We start from the raw sequence: 21,523 nt of genomic DNA on the forward strand, positions 1-21,523 counted from the left end.
TAGCGCGGGCACCCGAGGATGCCCGGCGACAGTCTACTGCCACGGAGGGAAATGACCAGCACGGAGTGTTACAAGGCGTTATTCCTGCGTCGCCTCACGCCACAGTTTTTCCACCACACGCTGCGCCATCAGCGCCTGCTCACCGCTGGTTTCAGGCTTCGTCTGATTTTGTACGCAGTCAATAAAATGGCGTGCTGCACCGCTGAAGCCGCGCTGCGTCAGATGGCTCTGCCAGGCAGGCGGCGGAGTGATTAGCAGGCCATCACTGCGCTCTTCCTGCCAGTCGCGCATCTCGCTGATGTCGATGCACTTACCGTCACACACTGCGCTGATCCGCTCGCGCTGACTGCCTGCGCGCCGGTGCATACTGGTGGTGATCGCCAGGCCTTCAACAGCGAAATGGTGTTCGGCATAGAGCATCTGCCCCTGCTCGTTGGTATCAATGCGTCCGTGAACCTGGCGAACAGGCTTGCCGCCCAGCCAGAGCGCGGTGTCCACCACATGCAGGTAGTCATCAAGCAGGGTAAAACGAAGATCCCGTGGCCCGACGCTGTCGCTGCGGTGCTTTTCAATCCGCAGAGAAGCCGCGCCAGCCATCTCCGCCTGCAGCTGCTGATAGCGCGGGGCAAAGCGGCGGTTAAATGCCACCATCAGTTTACGCTGGCGTTTTTCCGCCAGCGCCACCAGCGCTTCAGCCTGCTCCAGGGTTTCAGCCAGCGGCTTGTCGACGCAGACATCTTTTCCTGCCAGCAGCAGAGCCCTGACCACCTCATAGTGGGTGTCGGTGCTGCTGTGGACAAACACCGCGTCGCAGGCTGCGGCTACTTCATTCAGTGAACCAAAGCACTGCATGCGATAGCTGTCACAGATTGGGCGGGCTTTGGCCTGATTCGGGGAAAACGCCCCCACCAGCGTCCAGTCCGTCGCCGCAGACAGCACCGGCAGCCAGGCTTTCTGCGCAATACCACCCAATCCCACCACGCCTATACGTAATGTCATCTCAGCTCTCCGTTTGCAGCAATTGGGTAAGTTGCGCCTGAAGTGCTGCGACCTGCTGTTCCAGCGTAGTAACACGCGCCGCCAGATCGCCCTGCTCGTCCGGCGCGTCGGCAGCCTGATGTGCATCATCTTCATCGCCCAGCAGATGCATAAAGCGGCTTTCGCGCTTGCCTGGCTCACGTGCCAGGCGGATGACCTGTGCACTGTCGTCACGCTGCATCAAGCCTTCCAGCGTCTGTTCCACGTCGCCGACATCGCTGAACTCATGCAGACGACCGCTGCGGGTTCGCAGTTCGCCTGGCGTCTGCGGCCCGCGCAGCAGCAGCAGGGTGAGAAGAGCCACTTCCGCACTGTTGAGTTTCAGTGTGCCAAACGCAGAATTACAGAAACGCTGCTCATATTTTACCACCCGCTGTCCGGCGGCGCTGCTGGCGGTGATCAGATGACGCTTTTCCAGCTGATCGAGCTGATTCTGTACCTCGCTTTCACTCAGCTCCATCACCGGCTCGCGATTCGATTTCTGATTACAGGCCACTACCACGCCATTCAGTGACAGCGGATACTGCTCTGGCGTGGTGACCTGCTTCTCCAGCAGGCAGCCCAACACGCGCAACGCCTGCGCTGATAAAGCCATCTTCATGCTCGCGTCCTCATTATTGTCCACGCCGGTCAGGCGTCCATTCCCGCAGAGTTAAGGCTGTCAGCACGTGATCCTGCCAGCGTCCGTCGATCAGCAGATAATCTTTCGCGTAACCCTCTTTCTCAAAACCAAGTCGCGCCAGCAGATCGCCGCTGCGCTGGTTGTGCGGCATGTAGTTCGCCATAATGCGATGAATATGCTGCTGGCGCTGCATATAGCGGATAGCCGACTGCAAGGCTTCGAACATCAGCCCCTGCCCCTGCCACTTTTCACCCAGTGAATAGCCGAGATAACAGGCGTGAAAGGAACCGCGCAGCACGTTACTGAAGTTCGCCACGCCCCGCACTTCGGTTTCATCGCTGTCCATGAGAATAAAATAGAAGGCCGTTCCCTGCTTATGCATGTCGGAAATCAGCCCGAGGCGCGCCTGCCAGCCTGAAGGGTAGCAGTGGCTATCGTCGCGCACCGGCTCCCATGGTTTTAAAAACAGGCGGTTTTCCGAATAGTAATCTGCCATTCGCCAGGCATCACGTTCGTGAACCAGACGGACCACCAGACGATCGGTGGTTAATCGCACCCTGGGCGCGGCAGAACGATAGCCAAACATCCTGACTCCTGAAATCAATGGCTGTGAGTGAAAGCCGTCATTACCCGGCGTTCACTATAACCGCCGCCTGGGCTGCGGTAAAACGTTACAGTGGTTTAGCTTTAAAGAGGTTGATTTTACTCTGTTATCACAGCGATGACCCGTCGGTTCGCCCGGCTAAAGTCCCACATGCTGGCTGGCAGGTTTGCCCTGCAGGGTAATCTCTTCCATACTTTTTACGCGCCCGAAAACAGGATGAATTGATTCACTCTGTTAAACACTAAACCTGTAAAAATCCGGGAGATCAGGATGAAACTGTATATCTATGACCATTGTCCTTTCTGCGTTAAAGCGCGAATGATTTTTGGTCTGAAAAATAAGCCGGTTGAGCTGGTGGTGATGCTCAACGACGATGAAGAGACGCCAAAACGACTGATCGGGCAGAAAATGGCACCGATTCTGCAAAAGCAGGATGGCAGTGCAATGCCTGAGAGCATGGAGATCGTGCAGTACGTCGATCAGCAGGATGGCGCACCGCTGATCACCGGCGCGCTGAACCCGGCAATTGGCGACTGGCTGCGTCACATGAACAGCTATGTCAATAAACTGCTGCTGCCGCGCATTGCCGAAGCGGCGTTTGCCGAGTTCGCTACGCCTGAGGCGCGTGACTATTTCCGCAGCAAAAAACAGGCGAGCCTCGGTGATTTTGAAACGCTGAAAAGCCACTCGGCCGGGCTGATTAAGAATGTGAGTGAAGATCTGCGCAAACTGGACAAATTAATCGTTCAGCCCAATGCGGTAAACGGCGAGCTATCGGAAGATGATTTTAATCTCTTCCCGCTACTCCGCTCTCTGACGCTGGTCGCCGGTATCGACTGGCCGAGCCGGGTCGCGGACTACCGCGATAACATGGCCAAACAGACTCAGGTAAATCTGCTCTCTTCGATAGCGCATTAGTCCCGCCTCCGATGAGAGACGCTGCGGCGTTTCTCATCCCTTTCCTGATGACACCCGCCACGCATTCAGGCAGGCTATGGCCTGTTTACTGGCTCTGATATTCAGGATAAAGATCGATGAAAAAGTTTTTTTTCGGGCTGACTGCCCTGTTGATGGCGCTGCTAATCAGCGGCTGTAATCAACTGACGCAATACACCATCAGCGAACAGGAAGTAAACCAGGCGCTGCAGAAACACAACAACTACGAGAAAGATATTGGCGTTTCCGGCCTGGTTAACGCACACATCGTGCTGACCAATCTGACCAGTCAGATTGGTCGCGAAGAACCAGGTAAAGTGACGCTCTCCGGTAACGCAAAAATCAACGTCACCTCACTGTTTGGCCCGCAGCAGGCCGATATGCAACTGAAAATGCGTGCTCAGCCGGTTTATAATCAGCAGCAGGGCGCAATTTATCTGCGCGATCTGGAGATTGTTGACGCCCAGGTGGCCCCGGAAAAAATGGCCTCAATCATGAAGACGCTGACGCCTTATCTGAATCAGTCGCTGAAAAGCTACTTTGATCAAAAACCCGCCTATGTGCTCAGCGCAGACCGCAGCAAAGGCGAGTCGCTGGCGAAGAAATTTGCCAAAGGACTGGAAGTGAAGCCTGGCGAACTGGTTATTCCCTTTACGCAGTAATCCCGATTTCCGCGCCCCTGGCGCGGATTTTCTCTGGCGGCATAAAAAGCAGGTGCAAACGGTTGCCTGAATCCTTATGCTTAGACCCCGGCCAAAACACGCCTTTTGTTTCCCTTCTGCCGGAGCTTCACTGATGACAGCACAACCTCAGCAACTTACCCTGCGTCGCCCTGACGACTGGCATATTCATCTGCGCGACGATGAGATGCTCAACACGGTCCTGCCCTATACCAGCGCGGTGAATGGTCGTGCCATTGTGATGCCTAACCTGGTGCCGCCGGTGACCAGCGTGGCAGCAGGTGAAGCGTACCGCGATCGCATCCTGGCGGCGCTGCCCGCCGATCACGCCTTTACGCCGCTGATGACCTGCTACCTGACCGACTCGCTGGATCCTGATGAGCTTGAGCGCGGTTTCACCGCCGGTCTGTTCACTGCGGCGAAGCTCTATCCGGCGCACGCTACCACCAACTCCAGTCATGGCGTGACCAACATCGCGTCCATTGCCCGCGTGCTGGATCGGATGCAGACGCTCGGTATGCCACTGCTGATCCATGGTGAAGTCACCGATGCGCATGTCGACATTTTTGACCGCGAAGCCCGGTTTATCGAAACGGTTATGGTGCCTCTACGCAGCCAGTTTCCGGCACTGAAAGTGGTGATGGAGCACATTACCACTCAGGACGCCGCAGAGTATGTTGCCGCCGCCGATGAGACGCTGGGCGCGACCATTACCCCGCAGCATTTGATGTTTAACCGCAATCACATGCTGGTGGGCGGTATTCGTCCTCACCTCTATTGCCTGCCGATTCTTAAACGCAACGTGCATCAGGAAGCATTGCGCAAATTAGTGGCGAGTGGTCATCCGCGCGTCTTCCTCGGCACCGACACAGCACCGCATCTGCGTCATCTCAAAGAGGCCAGCTGCGGGTGTGCGGGCGTATTTAATGCGCCGACGTCGTTGCCCGCCTACGCCACCGTTTTTGAAGAGCTGAACGCGCTGGAACATTTTGAAGCGTTCTGTTCTGAAAATGGCCCGCGTTTTTACGGTCTGCCACTGAATGAGGGGACGATCACGCTGGTGCGTGAGCCGTGGCAGGTACCAGAGTCAATTGCGCTTGGCAGCCACTCACTGGTGCCGTTCCTGGCCGGTGAAACGCTGAACTGGCGCATCGCATAATTTTGCTTGCCTCCGGCTCATTGATACTGTAAATATATACAGCATCTTAACCAGAGGCTATTATGCGCGTTGAAATTACCGTATCCAATACCCGACCTCTTCCTGCTGGCGCGATTGAAGCGTTAAGCGATGAATTATCGCGCCGCATCGACGAACAGTTCCCTGACTCGACCAATCACGTCAAGGTACGTTACGCCAGTGCCAACAATCTCAGCGTGCTGGGCGGTGGAAAAGAGACGCGCGACCAGATCAGCGAAATCCTGCAGCAGACGTGGGAAAGCGCTGACGACTGGTTCATTACTGATTAACCGCCACTGTGCTTTTTTCCGGGTGTCGCCACCCGGTTTTTTTATCTTTTCTCCCCTCTCGCACTTCCCCCTCTCTGCATCTAGACTCTTAATGATCAATGCCCTATCCTTGCGCTCGTCACGCATAACAGGAGGTGCGACACCATGACTACTGATAAACCGGAAGAGGCGATGACCTTTGGTGAGTTGTTAGCACTGATTGGTGATCAGAAGCGTCGTTTAACGGTGCTGGAAAATGCCTTTTCCAGTCTGATTTTCTGTCTTGACGATCGTGCCAGTCAGTTGCTGGTGCACAATCTGTCGCTGGAAGCCCAAAATCAAAACCATGATGAGCAGCTCCAGCAGCACTTTGCCCGTCTTGCAGAAACACTGCAAAAACGTGGCGGTGGCATCGTGCCGGAAACCCCGACACTTTAAGCCCGCTCACGTGGCTAACCCGCTTTTATATGCCCATTGAACAGTGATAAAAATGCCTGCCCGTCAGGCATTTTATTTTTCAACGCCCTCCTTTCAAACGCAAATATTCTATGAGAAGCTGGTTCACGGCATTTTTTAAACAGTGATACCCAGGTTTACTGTTATAATTGTTCCGCTATCGCAATAAAAAAGCCGCATTGAACCTCATCATGCACTTCGTTTAACGAGTAATAAGGAGGTTATAATGGACAGAAGAAAAGACGTTATCCAGACCCATCCTCTGGTGGGCTGGGACATCAGTACCGTTGATAGCTATGATGCCATGATGATCCGCCTGCACTCGCTGTCGTCGCAGGATCAAAAAGAAGAAGAAGCGGATGTTGGCCCGACCTACTGGCTGACAACGGATGTGGCAAGGCAGTTTATCTCGATCCTCGAAGCGGGCATCGCCAAGATAGAATCAGCTGAGCAACCAGAACGACTTCTTAATAAGCATTAATTTCTGCCGCATCAAAGAGGCGCCCTCAGGGGTGCCTTTTTCGTTTCTGTTTCTGGTATGCTTTTGATTATCTGACTCTTAGAGTGTCGTTATCATGATTTATGATCTTATCGTCGTCGGCAGTGGTTCAGTGGGCGCGGCGGCTGGCTACTATGCTACCCAGGCAGGTTTATCGGTATTAATGATTGACAGCGCCCATCCTCCTCACAATCAGGGAACGCATCATGGTGAGAGCCGGCTGATTCGTCACGCCTATGGTGAAGGCGAACATTATGTTCCGCTGGTTCTGCGGGCGCAGACGCTGTGGGATGAGCTGGAACAGCGCGCCGGTGAGCGCATCATGCATCGCAGCGGCGTACTTAACCTTGCTCCTGACCACTCCCCCTTTATCCGGAACGTTATCGACAGTGCGACCCGCTGGCAGCTCAATATCGAGGTGATGCAGCCTGATGAAGTGCGAAAGCGCTGGCCGCAAATCAACGTGCCAGAGGGTTATCTGGGCATATTTGAGCCGCAGTCCGGCTTTCTGAAATGTGAACAGGCGGTTCGCAGCTGGATCCAGCTGGCGGAACAGGCGGGCTGTGCGCAGCTGTTTAACTGCCCGGTCTCTGAGATTGGTCGTGATGGCGACCTGCAGCAGGTCACCACCCTGGATGGTATCTATCGGGGACGCAAAATGCTGATAAGCGCTGGAACCTGGGTCGGCAAATTAATTCCTGGCCTGCCGGTCGCCCCTACCCGCAAGGTATTTGCCTGGTATCAGGCAGATGGCCGCTACAGCGAGAATAATCAGTTCCCCGGCTTTACGGTTGAGATGGCAGATGGCAGCCAGTTTTACGGCTTCCCGGCGGACAACAACGCACTGAAGGTAGGTCGCCATGATGGCGGTCAGCTGATGCAGCAGCCTGAAGATCGTAAACCTTTTGGCACGGTAGCGGCGGACGGCAGTGAGGCCTTTGGTTTTCTCCGTCAGTTTTTACCTGGTGTCGGCGTCTGTCTGCATGGCGAAGCCTGCAGCTACGATTTCAGTCCGGACGAAGACTTTATTATCGATACCCTGCCGGGTGAACCCGACCGCATGGTCATCACCGGACTCAGCGGACATGGGTTTAAATTTGCCAGCGTTTTAGGCGAGCTTGCTGCGGAATTCGCACAGCAAAAACCGTTCTCCTTTGATTTGTCCCGCTTCCGCCTCTCGCGTTTCTGACTCTGATAACGGGTGGCATCAGTCTGATGCCACCCGGCTGACATAATCTGACGAAAACTGAATTTTCCTGACATAATGATAGTGTTTATTTCGCCCATATGGTTAATTGCCGCCATTTAACGTTGACGACTCTCCCGCCAGAAATATCTCATTCAGTAATATTGCTCATCTCGCTGCAGTTTTATTCAACCTTTTCATCTTGGAAATTAAAATTTATAGAAGCGTAAGGACGATTGCTTTTATATTTCATAATGTGGATGCTTATTTCAGATTATTTCTTTATGAAACCCACATTATGTTATTACGTAATACACCCCATCAGTTTGGATTGGTTGCTGTGCTACTGCACTGGTCAATGGCGCTGGCGATTTATGCCATGTTTGCGCTAGGACTCTGGATGGTTGGTCTTGGCTATTACGATAGCTGGTATCACGACGCGCCGGAAATCCATAAAAGTATTGGCGTCATTCTGTTGCTGACGCTGATCATTCGCCTGCTATGGCGCGTTATTTCCCCACCGCCAAAGCCGCTGAGCAGCTATTCCCCGCTGGTGCGCATCAGTTCAGTAGTGGCGCACCTGCTCCTTTATACCCTGCTGCTGGCCATTCTGATCAGTGGCTATCTGATCTCCACCGCCGATGGCAAGCCCATCTCCGTATTTAACTGGTTTACGCTGCCCGCGCTGTTCAGCGGCGCAGGCGAACAGGCAGACCTGGCAGGCGACATTCATCTCTGGCTGGCCTGGACGGTTGTGGTCCTGTCGGTACTGCATGGTCTGGCTGCGCTAAAGCATCACGTTATCGATCGCGATATCACCCTAAAACGGATGTCAGGTTTACGTCTCCCCTTCCCCTCTGAAAAGGATAAATAATATGTTTAAGAAGACCCTGCTGGCGATGACCGGTGCCAGCCTGCTGCTCGGCTCAATGACTGCGGGTGCCGCAGACTATAAGATTGATAAAGAGGGCCAGCACGCCTTTATCCAGTTCCGCATTCAGCACCTGGGTTACAGCTGGCTCTACGGCACCTTCAAAGATTTTGACGGCAGCTTCACCTTCGATGAGAAGAACCCGGCAGCAGATAAAGTTGACGTGACCATTAACACCAGCAGCGTCGATACCAATCACGCGGAACGTGACAAGCACCTGCGTAGCGCTGACTTCCTGAACAGCAGCAAAAACCCGCAGGCCACCTTCAAATCCACAGCAGTAAAGAAAGAGGGTGATGAGCTGATGATTACCGGCGATCTCACGCTGAATGGCGTGACTAAGCCGGTGACGCTGGAGGCGAAAATGCTGGGTGAAGGCAAAGACCCGTGGGGCGGCTACCGCGCTGGCTTTGAAGCCGAAGGCGAAATTACACTGAAAGATTTTAACATTACCAAAGATCTGGGGCCAGCTTCGCAGAAGGTGGAGCTGATGATCTCGGTTGAAGGTGTGCGCCAGTAACACAGCAAGCCGCCTGAAGCTGACTTCAGGCGGCCACGATTATTTCTTCACTGGTGACGGAATGGTCATGTTTAACAGGCCACGCGACTTGTTAAAGATCTTGTTGCCATTCTCGCGTCCAGCCCGACGAGCGCGCTGCTCCTCCGGTGAGAGTTTCGCCTCTTCCTGACAGATCGGGCTACAGCAGTTCTCAAATTTCTCTGCGCAGCTTTTGCACTGGATAAACAGCAGATGACAGCCGTCATTGACGCAATTGACATGGGTATCACAGGGCTCGCCGCACTGATGACAGTTCGATAGCACGTCGTCAGAGATCCGTTCACCCATCCGCTCATCAAACACAAAATTTTTGCCTTTGAAGCGAACCGGTAATCCCTGTTCACGGGCGCGCCGGGCATACTCGATGATACCGCCTTCAATGTGGTAAACATCCTCGAAGCCGTTATGCCGCATCCAGGCGCTCGCCTTTTCACAGCGGATCCCGCCGGTGCAGTACATTACGATCTTTTTGTCTTTCTGATCCTGCAGCATATCAACCGCCATCGGCAGCTGATCGCGGAAGGTGTCAGCAGGCACTTCCAGCGCATTATCGAAGCGGCCCACTTCATATTCATAGTGGTTACGCATATCAACGAACAGGGCATCAGGATCGTCCAGCATGGCGTTAACCTCGGCCGCTTTCAGATACTGACCTACGTCGCTGGCATCAAAACTGGCGTCATCGATACCGTCCGCAACAATGCGATCGCGCACTTTAAGGCGCAATACCCAGAATGATTTTCCATCATCATCCAGCGCAATATTCATTCGCAGGTTGTTCAGCGCCGGATCAAAGCCATACAGCCACTCTTTCATCTTTTCATACTGGCTGGCGGGCACGCTGATCTGTGCATTAATACCTTCGTGCGCGACATAGACGCGGCCAAAGACCTTGAGTGACGTCAGGCCAAGGTAGAGCGCATCGCGGAAAGCTTTAGGGTCGGCAATCTGGAAATATTTATAAAAAGAGACTGTGGTGCGCGGCTCAGTTTCAGCCAGCATGCGCGCCTTCAGCTCTTTATTGGAAACGAGGTTATGTAACACTGGCATGGTGTTCTTTCCTGTTATCAATAGGAGAAATTTAGCGGGCACATGATACCTGATTTCACCGGGATGCAAAGACCAGTCTCGGAATCAGGCGCGGGTTGCTGTTTTTTCCGGCACTATCTGGCTATTTAACAGCAGCCTGCAGTCGTCCGTTCTGTCAGTGATATTTATACGCACGATAAAAACTGGCACAATGGCGTAAATCAATGAGATATCAGCACTGCATGGTGCGCGACGCAGGAAAATTAATCTTCACATGACTCAGTTGCCTCAGTTTTCACGAGAACTGCTTCACCCGCGCTATTGGCTGACCTGGCTGGGTGTCGCTTCTCTTTATCTTTTGGTGCTACTTCCTTATCCCCTGCTTTATGTGCTCGGCTGCAATATTGGTCGTATTGGGATGCGTTTTATGACGCGACGCGTCAGTATCGCCCGACGTAATCTGGAATTAACATTTCCTGATATGCCGGTTAACGAACGCGAAGCGATGGTTAAGCACAATTTTGAATCAGTCGGTATGGGATTGATTGAGACCGGTATGGCGTGGTTCTGGCCAGACTGGCGCATCAACAAATGGCATAAGCCTTCGGGTCTGGAGCATATCCAGCAGGCGCGAGATAGTCAGCGTGGCGTGCTGCTCATCGGCATGCACTTTCTGACGCTGGAGATTGGTGCACGCATGTTTGGCATCCATAATCCTGGCATTGGTGTCTATCGCCCCAATGACAATAAACTGATCGACTGGCTGCAGGTAAAAGGCCGGATGCGGTCAAATAAAAGCATGATCGACCGTAAAGATCTCAAAGGCATGATCCGCGCACTGAAGCACGGTGACATCATCTGGTACGCACCCGATCATGATTATGGCCCGCGTAGCAGCGTCTTTGTGCCCTTTTTCGCTGTAGAAAAAGCAGCCACGACAGTGGGCACGCATCTGCTGATCCGCACCGGTAAACCGGCAGTTATCCCCTTTGTGCCGCGTCGTCTGCCCGACGGCCGTGGTTATGAACTGATGATACTGCCTGACATCAGCGCCGAATTTACGCTGGAAAGCGATGAAGTGACCGCCGCCAGGATGAATAAAGTGGTCGAAGAGGGCGTCCTGCTGGCTCCCGAACAGTACATGTGGCTCCACCGCCGCTTTAAAACACGCCCTGAAGGCGAGCCTTCACGTTATTAATCAGTTCGCGCTAAATGTTCACCTGACATTTAGCGCGTTTTTGACCCGACATCCTGCTAAATAAATCAGTCACTCAGCACAGAAGAATCCTTTCAGCCATATTTCAGGGCCAGCGAGGAGTATGGGACTATAACCGGAATATAATTTCTTTCTGTTTACCGTTAAAATCGCTAACCAATTAATTCACCGCAAAGCGCTGCACGCTCACTTTAGCTTTTTATTAATTAATATTGCAGCGATCTCTGTTTAGTTTTATTTGGCGCTATTTATTCCGCATGCCAGGCCTAATCCTATTTAGCCGGCCTTAATGATATCTCTGCGCTTATGAATCGATAAAAATTAACTGATTTTACAATCAATTACTCAGTAAATCTGGCTTATATTCCATTTTTTATTTTTTTAACATACTGATAGATCGTTATGGAATTTGAAGTCGTTTGTGATTATCGGTAATTTCATTTGTAACAGTCAGACCTTTAACAGACCTGGCCAAAACTATAAAAAAGACAATACACAGCAACCTCTAACGGGACAGATTATATGAACAAAGGTCTCTACTATTACGTTACTATCGGCACCGATCAGGACAATTATCATTTTCTCCATCGAAAGGGGTGCAAACGCTTGCCTGATAAAGACGAGCTGATATTTATCGGCACATTATATAATCTGAGTCAGGCACTTTCGATCGCCAGAATTAATTTTAAGAAAGTGAAGCCCTGTATAAAATGTTGTATCCGCTACTCAGCACCGGTGATTCATGAGTCTGTTCAACCCGTCCTGCACTTTCCGCAAAAGATGATCTGATCCTGGCTGGCGGAAAATGGCTTATTTCCCGCCAGTTGCACCGCCCTGCCCTTTCCCTCCCTCAGATTTCGTCTATCCTTCACTGAAATCAAAACAATCCGTAGTTAATGAACCCGTAAGGAGAAGAGCGATGAGCATGTACAGTACGTTAGAGGAAGCGATTGATGCTGCACGTGAGGAGTTCCTCGCTAACAACCCTGAAGTGGATGAAGAAGAAGCTTCAATCGGTCAGTTTGGTCTGCAAAAATATGTGATGCAGGATGGCGATATCATGTGGCAGGCTGAGTTCCTGGCAGATGAAGGTGATGCGGGTGAATGTCTGCCTTTCCGCAGTGGCGAAGGTGCGCAGGCTATTTTTGATGCTGACTTTGATGAAGTGGAGCTGCGTCAGGAGTGGTTAGCGGAAAATACGCTGCATGAGTGGGATGATGGCGAATTCCAGCTGGAGCCGCCGCTTGACACCGAAGAGGGTGAAGCTGCGGCACAAGAGTGGGAGGATGATAACAGCGACTCCGATCGCAGTTATTCGTAAGGACCGTGACTGGCATCCACCGGTAATAACAGGGTGTCCATCACCAGTGACAGCGGCAGATCAAGGATGGTCAGTACCCGCCACCCGCTGTCACGCACGTCCCACTGCACGCCGGGATAATACTGATTACCGTGCCCCTGTCCGGGCACGGTACGGCTGATAATACTGCCGCATCCGCTTAAACAGAGCACAGCCGCAACGATAACGCCTGTCTTAAATAACCCTTTCACCACTGATATCCGCCCTGAACAGCCTTTGAAATCGTCACACGCTGCCTGCGGTGACGGCCAGCACTCAATTTATCATCCTGATGCTGTTTTAATCCGATAAAAAAAGCGGCATCGCTGCCGCTTTTTCAGATTACGCGTTTTTTGCCAGCGCGTGAGGGTTAAGCGTGAGTTTCTGATAACTCTCTACCCACTGATGATACTTGTCCGCATTTTCCCACAGTCGGGTATGAACACGGGCCAGCACCACCGGATCGCTGATCAACTGCAAACGCTGCTCGCGACCCAGTTTGTCCGGAGCATCGCTCAGCGCCTGATCTACACGTCGATCGCGGGCATAGTCCAGTAACTGACTCTGTTTATGACGTGATGTCGCCAGTGCCGTTGCCAGCGCGTTAAAGGCGGGATGGAACAGGGCATGCATAAAGCCATTTTCCAGCGCACGTTCGCGGTTCAGCAGCACATAGCGATCGGTATCGACCAGCTCCTGCGGCGGCGAGAACTCTTCCGGGATCAGAAACAGTTTGGCTTTCTTGCTCTTAAGGCCCAATGTTGCGCGGCTCGACATCACCGAAACAAACGGCGACAGGATCAGTGAGAAAACAATAGGAGCCAGCCACCACAGGAAGTTGAGATCCAGCAGTCCCATACCAATTGCCCATACCAGACCCAATGCCATCTGCGAACCGTGACGTTTAAACGCCTCGCTCCACGGCGTGGCATCGTCATCACGCTGCGGTGAGTTCCAGACCACTTCCCAGCCCAGGAAGGCACTGACCACAAACACCGTATGGAACAGCATGCGCACCGGTGCCAGCAGCACCGAGAACAGCGTTTCCAGCACCAGTGATGCCAGCAGGCGCAGCGGCCCACCGTAGGCTTTCGATCCTTTAAACCAGATCAACACCACACTCAGCATCTTTGGCAGGAATAGCAGCACCATCGTGGTCGAGAAGAGCGCTATCGCCAGCTCAGGACGCCACTGCGGCCAGACCGGGAACAGCTGCCGCGGTTGCAGGAAGTAGGTCGGTTCCATCAACGTATGCACCACCTGTAAGGCAGTGGAGAGCGCCAGGAACATAAACCACAGCGGAGCCGACAGGTAAGACATGACGCCGGTCAGGAACACCGCACGGTGAACCGGGTGCATCCCTTTTACCAGGAACAGGCGGAAGTTCATCAGGTTGCCGTGACACCATCGACGGTCACGCTTCAGCTCATCCAGCAGGTTCGGTGGCAGCTCTTCATAGGAACCCGGCAGGTCATAGGCAATCCAGACGCCCCAGCCGGCACGACGCATCAGCGCGGCTTCAACGAAGTCATGTGACATGATTGAACCGGCAAAAGAGCCTTCACCCGGTAACGGGGCCAGCGCACAGTGCTCAATAAAGGGTTTCACGCGGATAATGGCGTTGTGACCCCAGTAGTGAGACTCGCCCAACTGCCAGAAGTGCAGACCGGCAGTAAACAACGGACCGTAGACGCGGGTTGCGAACTGCTGACAGCGCGCATAGAGCGTATCCATACCCGAGGCTTTCGGCGACGACTGGATAATACCGGCATTCGGATTCGCATCCATCATGCGCACCAGACCGGTCAGACACTCACCGCTCATGACGCTATCGGCATCCAGTACGACCATGTAGCTGTAGTTGCTGCCCCAGCGACGGCAGAAGTCATCGATGTTACCGCTTTTACGCTTCACACGACGACGACGGCGGCGATAGAAGATCTTGCCCGCCCCGCCAACATCCCGCACCAGTTCCATCCAGGCTTTCTGCTCGGCAATGGCGATATCCGCATCGTAGCTGTCACTGAGGATGTAGACATCGAAATGTTCAGCGTTACCGGTGCGAACCACAGACTCCCAGGTTGCACGCAGACCCGCATAGACACGCTCAACGTCTTCATTACAGATCGGCATAATCAGCGCGGTACGATGTTCCGGATTAAGCGGCTCATCTCCGACCGTTGAGTACGAAATACTGTATTTGTCACGGCCAATCAAGAGTTGCAGGAAGCCCATCAGGGCGGTCCAGAAACCGGCTGAAACCCAGCAGAACAGGATAGCGAACAGGAACAGGATGCCGGTCTGCAACACATAGGGCAGGATCTGCATCACTGACTGCTGCCAGTTCTGATTGATCATCTCCATAGGGTCCAGCAGCGTCCAGCCCTGATAGGGCAGAATACTTTTCATGTACCAGGTGGCGACCACGGTCTGGAAAATGGTCAGGATCAGCAGGATATAGCGGCGAATCGAACCGACATGACGCCACTTCTCTTCGGCACGCTGCTCTTCCGCATTGGCATAACGCGGCACCGATTTATGACCACGCAGTGAGTCCCAGGCACGGGCAACCGGGTTGGTACGCCAGGCTTCCGGGAACATCAGTGAGCGTTTAACCTTCGGCATCGCTTTCAGCGTGGTACGGTCGAGATAATCTTTACCCAACTGCTGGCCGTCGGCCAGCGAATCGGGCCAGGCCATTTCGACCCGCGATGAGACCGATTTTAACGGCGCATCGTCGGGACGATCACTGGCTGCGACATCCCTGCCCAGCGCATCATGGATGAAGTGGAACTCGCTGGCATTCTGCAATGAGACGCTCAGGCGGGCCTTCCCTGCCGCATCCAGCGGCAGAGATTCCACATAACGTTGAGGTGTAAAAGTGGATTTATTCATTGGCAGGTAACTGATAGCTCCAGGTTTCCGTCAATGTCTTGTCGCCGCTGACCAGGGCCGCACGCATTTCGGTGGACTGTTTGGCATCCTTTACACGCAGACGCAACACCAGACGCCAGCCTTTGGTGACCGGGTTATAACGTACGCTCTGCTCGACCACATCAGCATTTTTGCCGACGCTGACCTGCGGTGCCACCTGGCTGTTTTCCGCCATCTTACTCATGTCTTTACCCACGAAGTCGATGGTGAAAGCCACGGTGCCATCCGGCTGACGCACGAGATTAGACTGCTTCACGTCACCCGCTGAACGGAGGGTGTTTTTGACCCAGGCCGTATCGTCGGAGTGCAGCTGGTTTTCATCGCGTGAGAAGTGCAGACGATATTTGAAGTTCATCTCTTTGCCAGGCTCTGGCAGCGTCTCTGGCGTCCAGAACGCAACGATGTTGTCGTTGGTTTCGTCGGCCGTCGGGATTTCAACCAGTTCGACCCGGCCTTTACCCCAGTCGCCGATTGGCTCAACCCAGCCGCTTGGACGCAGATCATAGCGGTCATCAAGATCCTGATAGTTGTTAAAGTCACGCCCGCGCTGCAGCAGACCAAAGCCTTTTGGATTCTCGATAGTATAGGTGCTCACCGCCAGATGACGCGGGTTATTCAGCGGACGCCAAATCCACTCCCCGTTGCCATTGTGGATGGAGAGACCGTCAGAGTCGTGCAGAGCCGGACGGAAGTTGTTCACCGTAGATGGCTGGTTCTGCCCGAACAGGAACATACTGGTCAGCGGTGCAATACCCAGTTTGCCAACGTTATCACGCAGGTAAACTTTTGACTGCACATCAACGGTTGACGCTTCACCCGGATGCAGCACAAAGCGATACGCACCCGCCGCGCGCGGCGAATCGAGCAGTGCATAGATCACCAGCTGTTTGTCCTGTGGTTTAGGACGCTGAATCCAGAACTCTTTGAAACGCGGGAACTCTTCACCGGACGGCAGCGCCGTATCAATGGCCAGTCCACGCGCCGACAGGCCATAAACCTGACCGGCACCGATCACCCGGAAGTAGCTGGCACCCAGGAAGCTGGCGATCTCATCGTTTTTACCCTTGTTGTTCAGTGGATAAAGGACTTTGAAACCGGCAAAACCGAGGTTTTTCACCGCATCCGCGTCATGTTTTACATTACCGAAATTAAAATAATCGGGGTTGTATTTAATCTCGCGCACCGCGCTGGCGGTCACTTCGTTAATCTGCACCGGGGTATCGAAGTACATGCCCTGATGATAGAACTCCAGCTTGAATGGCGTGCGCAGTTTGCCCCAATACGCTTTATCGTGGTTAAACTGGATCTGCTGATAATCAGCAAATTTCATTTCACGAAATTGAGAGGGTAAATTGCTTTTAGGCGCTTCGAAGCTTTTCCCTGCCAACGCTTTGGCTTGTTTTGCAACATCATCGATATTAAACGCCCAACTGTTATTAGCGTACAACGCCAGCAGAACTGCAGTACCAATCCAGCGTACCTTCATCAGTCCGGCTTTATTTTTTTCTTTAGTCAGCACATCCCCCCCTTTCGTGTGCTTAAATCAAACCCGTTTATCTTAAAGGATTATTCGGTTTTCCGACAGCTTATGCGCAACATTGTTCCCGCATTTCGTCAGGCTTAACGCTACTTTTAGGACAATTAGACACTACGGATTCCACTGATAGTATACCCGGTTTATCCCAGGTAGAATTTTGCCCGAGCATAATCCGGTTTCAGGGTGAAACTGGCCAAACGTACTAACGAACTGGAACTTTATGAGTACTGTAAAACCTGAACGTGAATACTTCCTCGACTCCATCCGCGCGTATCTGATGTTACTGGGGGTGCCGTTTCACGTTTCCCTCATCTACTCAGCACAGAAATGGGCAGTAAACAGCCAGGAGGCCTCATTATGGCTGACGCTGCTGAATGATTTTATTCATGCGTTTCGTATGCAGGTCTTTTTTGTCATCTCGGGCTACTTCTCCTACATGCTGTATCTGCGCTATCAGCCACGACGTTTCCTGAAGGTGCGTCTGGAACGCGTGGGGATACCGCTTCTCACCGCCGTTCCACTGCTCACGCTGCCACAATTTTTCATGCTGAAAGCGTGGACAGATAAGCTGGCTGACTGGCCTCGTTTCACGCCGTATGAGAAATTTAATAACCTGATGTGGGAACTGATTTCACACCTGTGGTTTCTGGTAGTACTGGTGATGCTGACCACGCTGGGCATGGTGACGTTCCGCTGGTTGCGCGATCAGCATCGCACCATTGATTACACGCGGGTTGGCTGGGGTGCACTGACCGCTGGCGTACTGGCGTGGGCGCTGGTCTGGTGCGTGTTTCGCCGTCTGGTGTTTCTGTTCCAGCCCGCCTGGCTGATGGATGGTTTGTTCAATATCATCGTGATGCAGACACTTTTCTATCTGCCGTTCTTTATGCTCGGGGCGCTGGCGTGGAAGCATCCACCGCTGAAGCAGCTGTTTGTGCGGTTTAATCCCGTGATGTGGATTGGCGCGGTGTTGATGTTTGTCGCCTACTGTACCAATCAGCGTCTGAGCAGCGGCGATGGCTGGTTATATGAGCTGGATGCAATCATCACGACGCTAATGGGACTTTGCATGCTGAACGTCTGCTTCTGCTTTGGTCACAAACTGCTTAACGCGCATTCACCGCGCATCATGTATCTGGTCAATGCATCACTGTTTATCTATCTGGTGCACCATCCGCTGACGCTGCTGTATGGCATTTATGTCACGCCGCGCATCGAAAACAACACGCTGGGCTTCTTCGTTGGCCTGTTGATGGTGTTTGGCATCGCATTTCTGCTGTATGAGATTCACCTGCGCATCCCGCTGCTGCGGTTCCTGTTCTCGGGGAAGTTTGAACGTAAATAAGATGGTTCAGCCATTTATGGTTTTAGCCGCAGACAGCTAAAGAGTTCAACAGCGATGGGCGCATACGCCCGCAGCAAAGCATAGCGGGCCAGGTACGGCCCGCGCTGAGCCCGCCAGGGATGGCGGGTTTTGCGTCTTTGCGGAAGGCGTATGCTTTCTGAGCCAGAGCCTGTACCCAGGTAAGTTGCAGCTTACAGCAGCCATTCAATCGGCAGTCGCCACACTAACCGCACCTGCAGCCGTTGCCACCAGGAGCAGCCCGGCTCGTGTTTATGCACGATCTGCTGCGGCTCATCCGGATACTCCAGCCAGTTTACCCGTCCCCACTTATCCAGCCGCAGCGTCCATGCCCGATCGCGCATCGACTGACTGAAGCGCTGATGCGTTTCTCCGGCCAGCGCCGCACTCTCAATCACCAGTCCCATTTCCGTATTCAGCACCGCTGAACGGGGATCGAAGTTAAACGAGCCGATAAACAGCGTCTGTTGATCCACCGAAAAGGTTTTGGCATGCAGGCTGGAGCCAGAGTTACCGGTTAATCCCCGATCGTGCGGGGCTTCAGGGACGTTCGCCTGTGGTTTTAGCTCATAGAGCGCAATGCCATGGCGCAGCAATTTCTTGCGCCATTTGGCGTAACCGGCATGAACAATCGACACATCGTTGGCCGCCAGCGAGTTGGTCAGAATGGCAATTTTCACCCCTTTGCGCTTCAGCGCCAGCAACTGGGCGACGCCTGCACGGGTTGGCACAAAGTAGGCAGAGATGATATCGAACTGCTCCTGCGGCGTGCCAATGACCTCCAGCATCCGCTGCGGCAGCAGGCTTCTGGCGCGCGCTTTACCCAGCCCTTTACGCGGATCGTCACTCAGCAGGCGTGCTTTTGCCCAGGTCAGCGCCAGCGTCCCCTCTTCCAGCTCCTGCAGCAGCGATGAATTTTCCAGCCGCTTCAGATAGCGCTGAACCGGCTCACTGTGACGCCATTCTGCTGGCAGACTCACACTGTCCTCATCCGGCGCCTCATCATCCAGCACCTTCTGCAGCGGCGACACCGGCTTACTGTGCCAGTAGCGCTCAAAATCCTCTGCCACCTCTTTCACCACCGGGCCAATCGCCATCACGTCGAGATCGGCAAACAGCGGTTCATTACCGGTGCCGAAATATTCGTCGCCGACATTGCGCCCGCCAACCACGGTCGTCACGCCATCCACCGTAAAGCTCTTGTTGTGCATGCGGCGGTTCAGACGGGCAAAATCGGTGAGATAGCCCAGCGCTCGCAGGGTGCGAAACGAGAATGGGTTAAACAGCCGGACCTCAATATTGGGATGGCGATTAAGCTGGGCCAGCGTCTCGTCCAGGCCCGGCGTATTATTATCATCCAGCAACAGCCGTACCTTTACGCCGCGTCGGGCTGCCTCCAGTACGGCGCTGAACAGCAGCCGGCCAGAGAGATCGTTTTGCCAGATGTAATACTGAATATCGAGTGACCGCTCCGCTTTCTGCATCAGCAGATAACGGGCAGCAAAGGCATCCAGCCCGTCGCTCAACTGATGGACACCGCTCAGCCCTGGGTGGCGCTGGCACTGAGGCTCCAGCCGTGTTTCCAGCCAGCTGGTCTGTTCTGATCGCTGCGAGAGCTCAAACGCTTCGGTCATGAAAATTCCCTGTAAAATGCAGTTATTTTTATTATTCCCCGGCCCGGCGTCTGACGCCATACCTCTGCGCCGATTGAATGAGCGGTCACGGGCGTTTTTTAGTCTAGACTTAACCGGACGATCTGTGACCGGCATTTGTCCGGCAGGAGAGGAATATGTCCCATCAATCCCTTACAGATGCCCGCCAGCGCTACCATCCCAGCCTGTTCCGCAGCTTTTTCCAGGGCAGTTTTCCCTGCTCCACTGCCTGCCGTACGCCAGGGAAACGGCTGGATATGGTGATCAGCAGCGGACACGATATGCTGCTGGAAAAAGATTATGCCGCACTGGCTGAGCAGCATCTGCATACCGCCCGTGACGGTGCGCGCTGGCATTTGATTGAAAAGATTCCAGGTCAGTATGACTTTCAGAGCTTTCTGCCCATGATTGACGCCGCACGACGTCAGCAGATGGAGATCATCTGGGAGCTGGCGCACTTCGGTTATCCCGATCATCTTAATATCTGGAAAGCCGAATTTGTTGATCACTTTAGCCGGTTCGCCCGCGCAATGGCGCAACTGATGTGCGACCAGGGCATTGAACGCCCCTTCTTTACGCCGGTGAATCAAATATCATTCTGGTCATGGGCTGGTGCAGATGTCGCCTGGTTTAATCCCCATGCCGCACAGCGTGGTAAAGAGCTGAAGCGCCAGTTGGTCCGCGCCTCGCTGGCAGCCATTCATGCCATTCGCGACATCTATCCGGAGGCACGTTTTGTCCTGACCGACCCGCTGGTTCAGATTGCCCATCATCCCGATAACCCGGACAGCAAACCCTATGCCGATGCACAGCATCAGGCGCAGTTCGAAGCCTGGGATATGCTGGCCGGTCGCGTTGATAAGGAGTTAGGCGGCAGTGAAGATTGCCTGGATATTCTCGGCCTGAACTACTATCCCGACAACCACTGGTTTTTCCCCGATCAACCGATGTCACAGGATGATCCGGTGCGCGAGCCGCTGCATATTCTGCTGGCGCAGTGCTGGCAGCGCTACCAGCGGCCGATGCTGATTGCCGAAACCGGCGCAGAAGGTGACGCACGTGCGCCCTGGCTGCAGGAAATCAGTGAAAATGTGGCGGTGGCGCTGGATCAGGGCATTGCGGTGGAGGGTATTTCGCTCTATCCGGTGGTGGAATATCCCGCCTGGGCCGATGACCGGCGGTCGCCAGGTCCGCTGCTGGGACTCGCCGATCCTAATGGCAACCGAAACCTGCATGAGGCGTTAGCGCTGGTGTTGCGCAGTCAGCAGATTAAGTTTGCGACGCGTAATCAGACATGCTCAGACGGTGGCTTTTTGGGGTGACACGACTGAACGTCGAGCGTGGGGTCGGCAGGATGACGAACGTCGGTCAGCCAGACCATCGTAAACAGGAACGTCACCCCGATCAGGCAGGCAGCCAGTAAACCGATAATTGCGATTAATTTATCATCTCCGGAGTCCATCGCCTTCTCCTTATTCAGTCCGTTGGAGCCCCTG

23 protein-coding genes are annotated in these 21,523 nt (G+C 53.7%); 14 read left to right on the forward strand and 9 right to left on the reverse strand.

From position 1 onward, the window contains the following. Nucleotides 1-78: 78 nt before the first annotated feature. From K6R05_RS11740 to rimJ, 3 genes are read right to left on the reverse strand one after another with little or no spacing between them, the layout of a single operon-like run. Nucleotides 79-999 (reverse strand): Gfo/Idh/MocA family protein, encoded by a 921-nt coding sequence (locus tag K6R05_RS11740; protein ID WP_222924198.1) that lies wholly within the window; start codon nucleotides 997-999, stop codon nucleotides 79-81. Nucleotide 1,000: 1 nt separating this feature from the next. After that, nucleotides 1,001-1,639, reverse strand: a complete 639-nt coding sequence (locus K6R05_RS11745) for a DUF480 domain-containing protein (protein WP_222924199.1) — start codon at nucleotides 1,637-1,639, stop codon at nucleotides 1,001-1,003. A 13-nt stretch (nucleotides 1,640-1,652) separates the two neighbouring features. Then, nucleotides 1,653-2,246 (reverse strand): ribosomal protein S5-alanine N-acetyltransferase, encoded by a 594-nt coding sequence (gene rimJ, locus K6R05_RS11750; RefSeq protein WP_150009757.1) that lies wholly within the window; start codon nucleotides 2,244-2,246, stop codon nucleotides 1,653-1,655. A gap of 288 nt (nucleotides 2,247-2,534) precedes the next feature. On the opposite strand from rimJ, the gene grxB reads away from it, so the two are divergent. The 9 genes from grxB to K6R05_RS11795 all read left to right on the forward strand — a co-directional run bounded on the left by grxB (nucleotide 2,535) and on the right by K6R05_RS11795 (nucleotide 8,918). Then, entirely contained in the window at nucleotides 2,535-3,182 is a 648-nt protein-coding gene (gene grxB, locus K6R05_RS11755) for a glutaredoxin 2 (RefSeq protein ID WP_161733809.1), read from the forward strand. Nucleotides 3,183-3,298: 116 nt separating this feature from the next. Continuing rightward, complete coding sequence (locus K6R05_RS11760; RefSeq protein WP_222924200.1) at nucleotides 3,299-3,862, forward strand: lipoprotein; 564 nt, start codon at nucleotides 3,299-3,301, stop codon at nucleotides 3,860-3,862. 133 nt (nucleotides 3,863-3,995) lie between these two features. Continuing rightward, nucleotides 3,996-5,039: a dihydroorotase gene (gene pyrC / locus K6R05_RS11765; protein WP_161733813.1), complete on the forward strand. Its 1,044-nt coding sequence runs from the start codon at nucleotides 3,996-3,998 to the stop codon at nucleotides 5,037-5,039. A gap of 62 nt (nucleotides 5,040-5,101) precedes the next feature. Next, a complete protein-coding gene (dinI, locus tag K6R05_RS11770) occupies nucleotides 5,102-5,347 on the forward strand; it encodes a DNA damage-inducible protein I (protein ID WP_003849907.1) in 246 nt (81 codons plus the stop codon). A gap of 144 nt (nucleotides 5,348-5,491) precedes the next feature. Continuing rightward, nucleotides 5,492-5,764 (forward strand): hypothetical protein, encoded by a 273-nt coding sequence (locus K6R05_RS11775; RefSeq protein WP_150009763.1) that lies wholly within the window; start codon nucleotides 5,492-5,494, stop codon nucleotides 5,762-5,764. 244 nt (nucleotides 5,765-6,008) lie between these two features. Next, nucleotides 6,009-6,263, forward strand: coding sequence for a biofilm formation regulator BssS (gene bssS / locus K6R05_RS11780; RefSeq protein ID WP_013357427.1), 255 nt, complete (start codon nucleotides 6,009-6,011; stop codon nucleotides 6,261-6,263). Between the two features lie 94 nt (nucleotides 6,264-6,357). Next, the gene (solA, locus tag K6R05_RS11785; RefSeq protein WP_161733815.1) at nucleotides 6,358-7,470 is read left to right on the forward strand and encodes an N-methyl-L-tryptophan oxidase; all 1,113 of its coding nucleotides are present in this window, start codon (nucleotides 6,358-6,360) and stop codon (nucleotides 7,468-7,470) included. Between the two features lie 295 nt (nucleotides 7,471-7,765). Continuing rightward, on the forward strand, nucleotides 7,766-8,341 hold the full coding sequence (locus tag K6R05_RS11790; protein WP_161733817.1) for a cytochrome b: 576 nt from the start codon (nucleotides 7,766-7,768) through the stop codon (nucleotides 8,339-8,341). 1 nt (nucleotide 8,342) lies between these two features. Next, nucleotides 8,343-8,918: a YceI family protein gene (locus tag K6R05_RS11795; protein WP_161733819.1), complete on the forward strand. Its 576-nt coding sequence runs from the start codon at nucleotides 8,343-8,345 to the stop codon at nucleotides 8,916-8,918. Between the two features lie 39 nt (nucleotides 8,919-8,957). On the opposite strand, the gene trhO is transcribed toward K6R05_RS11795, so the two are convergent. Continuing rightward, nucleotides 8,958-10,007, reverse strand: a complete 1,050-nt coding sequence (gene trhO / locus K6R05_RS11800; RefSeq protein ID WP_150009771.1) for an oxygen-dependent tRNA uridine(34) hydroxylase TrhO — start codon at nucleotides 10,005-10,007, stop codon at nucleotides 8,958-8,960. A 253-nt stretch (nucleotides 10,008-10,260) separates the two neighbouring features. Here trhO and K6R05_RS11805 point away from each other — a divergent pair, with 253 nt between their 5' ends. From K6R05_RS11805 to K6R05_RS11810, 3 genes are all read left to right on the forward strand, one after another. After that, nucleotides 10,261-11,184: a Kdo(2)-lipid IV(A) acyltransferase gene (locus K6R05_RS11805; protein ID WP_150009773.1), complete on the forward strand. Its 924-nt coding sequence runs from the start codon at nucleotides 10,261-10,263 to the stop codon at nucleotides 11,182-11,184. Between the two features lie 540 nt (nucleotides 11,185-11,724). Continuing rightward, on the forward strand, nucleotides 11,725-11,991 hold the full coding sequence (locus K6R05_RS22130) for a hypothetical protein (protein WP_237566701.1): 267 nt from the start codon (nucleotides 11,725-11,727) through the stop codon (nucleotides 11,989-11,991). Between the two features lie 130 nt (nucleotides 11,992-12,121). Further along, nucleotides 12,122-12,523 (forward strand): MysB family protein, encoded by a 402-nt coding sequence (locus K6R05_RS11810; RefSeq protein WP_013357421.1) that lies wholly within the window; start codon nucleotides 12,122-12,124, stop codon nucleotides 12,521-12,523. Here K6R05_RS11810 and K6R05_RS11815 read toward each other — a convergent pair. From K6R05_RS11815 to K6R05_RS11825, 3 genes are all read right to left on the reverse strand, one after another. Then, nucleotides 12,514-12,726 (reverse strand): YceK/YidQ family lipoprotein, encoded by a 213-nt coding sequence (locus K6R05_RS11815; protein WP_161733850.1) that lies wholly within the window; start codon nucleotides 12,724-12,726, stop codon nucleotides 12,514-12,516. The two genes, K6R05_RS11810 and K6R05_RS11815, sit on opposite strands and share 10 nt — an antisense overlap. A gap of 157 nt (nucleotides 12,727-12,883) precedes the next feature. Further along, nucleotides 12,884-15,436, reverse strand: coding sequence for a glucans biosynthesis glucosyltransferase MdoH (gene mdoH / locus K6R05_RS11820; protein ID WP_222924201.1), 2,553 nt, complete (start codon nucleotides 15,434-15,436; stop codon nucleotides 12,884-12,886). Beyond that, entirely contained in the window at nucleotides 15,429-16,964 is a 1,536-nt protein-coding gene (locus K6R05_RS11825; RefSeq protein WP_190285891.1) for a glucan biosynthesis protein G, read from the reverse strand. Before K6R05_RS11825 ends, mdoH begins: the two co-directional genes overlap by 8 nt. Nucleotides 16,965-17,232: 268 nt before the next feature. Here K6R05_RS11825 and mdoC point away from each other — a divergent pair, with 268 nt between their 5' ends. Then, complete coding sequence (gene mdoC / locus K6R05_RS11830; protein WP_161733823.1) at nucleotides 17,233-18,357, forward strand: glucans biosynthesis protein MdoC; 1,125 nt, start codon at nucleotides 17,233-17,235, stop codon at nucleotides 18,355-18,357. Nucleotides 18,358-18,548: 191 nt separating this feature from the next. On the opposite strand, the gene K6R05_RS11835 is transcribed toward mdoC, so the two are convergent. Next, the gene (locus K6R05_RS11835) at nucleotides 18,549-20,009 is read right to left on the reverse strand and encodes a phospholipase D family protein (protein WP_161733825.1); all 1,461 of its coding nucleotides are present in this window, start codon (nucleotides 20,007-20,009) and stop codon (nucleotides 18,549-18,551) included. Between the two features lie 155 nt (nucleotides 20,010-20,164). On the opposite strand from K6R05_RS11835, the gene K6R05_RS11840 reads away from it, so the two are divergent. Beyond that, a complete protein-coding gene (locus tag K6R05_RS11840; RefSeq protein ID WP_222924202.1) occupies nucleotides 20,165-21,349 on the forward strand; it encodes a glycoside hydrolase family 1 protein in 1,185 nt (394 codons plus the stop codon). Here the strand turns inward: K6R05_RS11840 and K6R05_RS11845 are convergent. Continuing rightward, the gene (locus tag K6R05_RS11845; protein ID WP_202604932.1) at nucleotides 21,316-21,489 is read right to left on the reverse strand and encodes a hypothetical protein; all 174 of its coding nucleotides are present in this window, start codon (nucleotides 21,487-21,489) and stop codon (nucleotides 21,316-21,318) included. The two genes, K6R05_RS11840 and K6R05_RS11845, sit on opposite strands and share 34 nt — an antisense overlap. Nucleotides 21,490-21,523 lie beyond the last annotated feature (34 nt).

This window comes from Pantoea alfalfae (genome assembly GCF_019880205.1).
Taxonomy (GTDB): Bacteria; Pseudomonadota; Gammaproteobacteria; order Enterobacterales; family Enterobacteriaceae; genus Pantoea; species Pantoea alfalfae.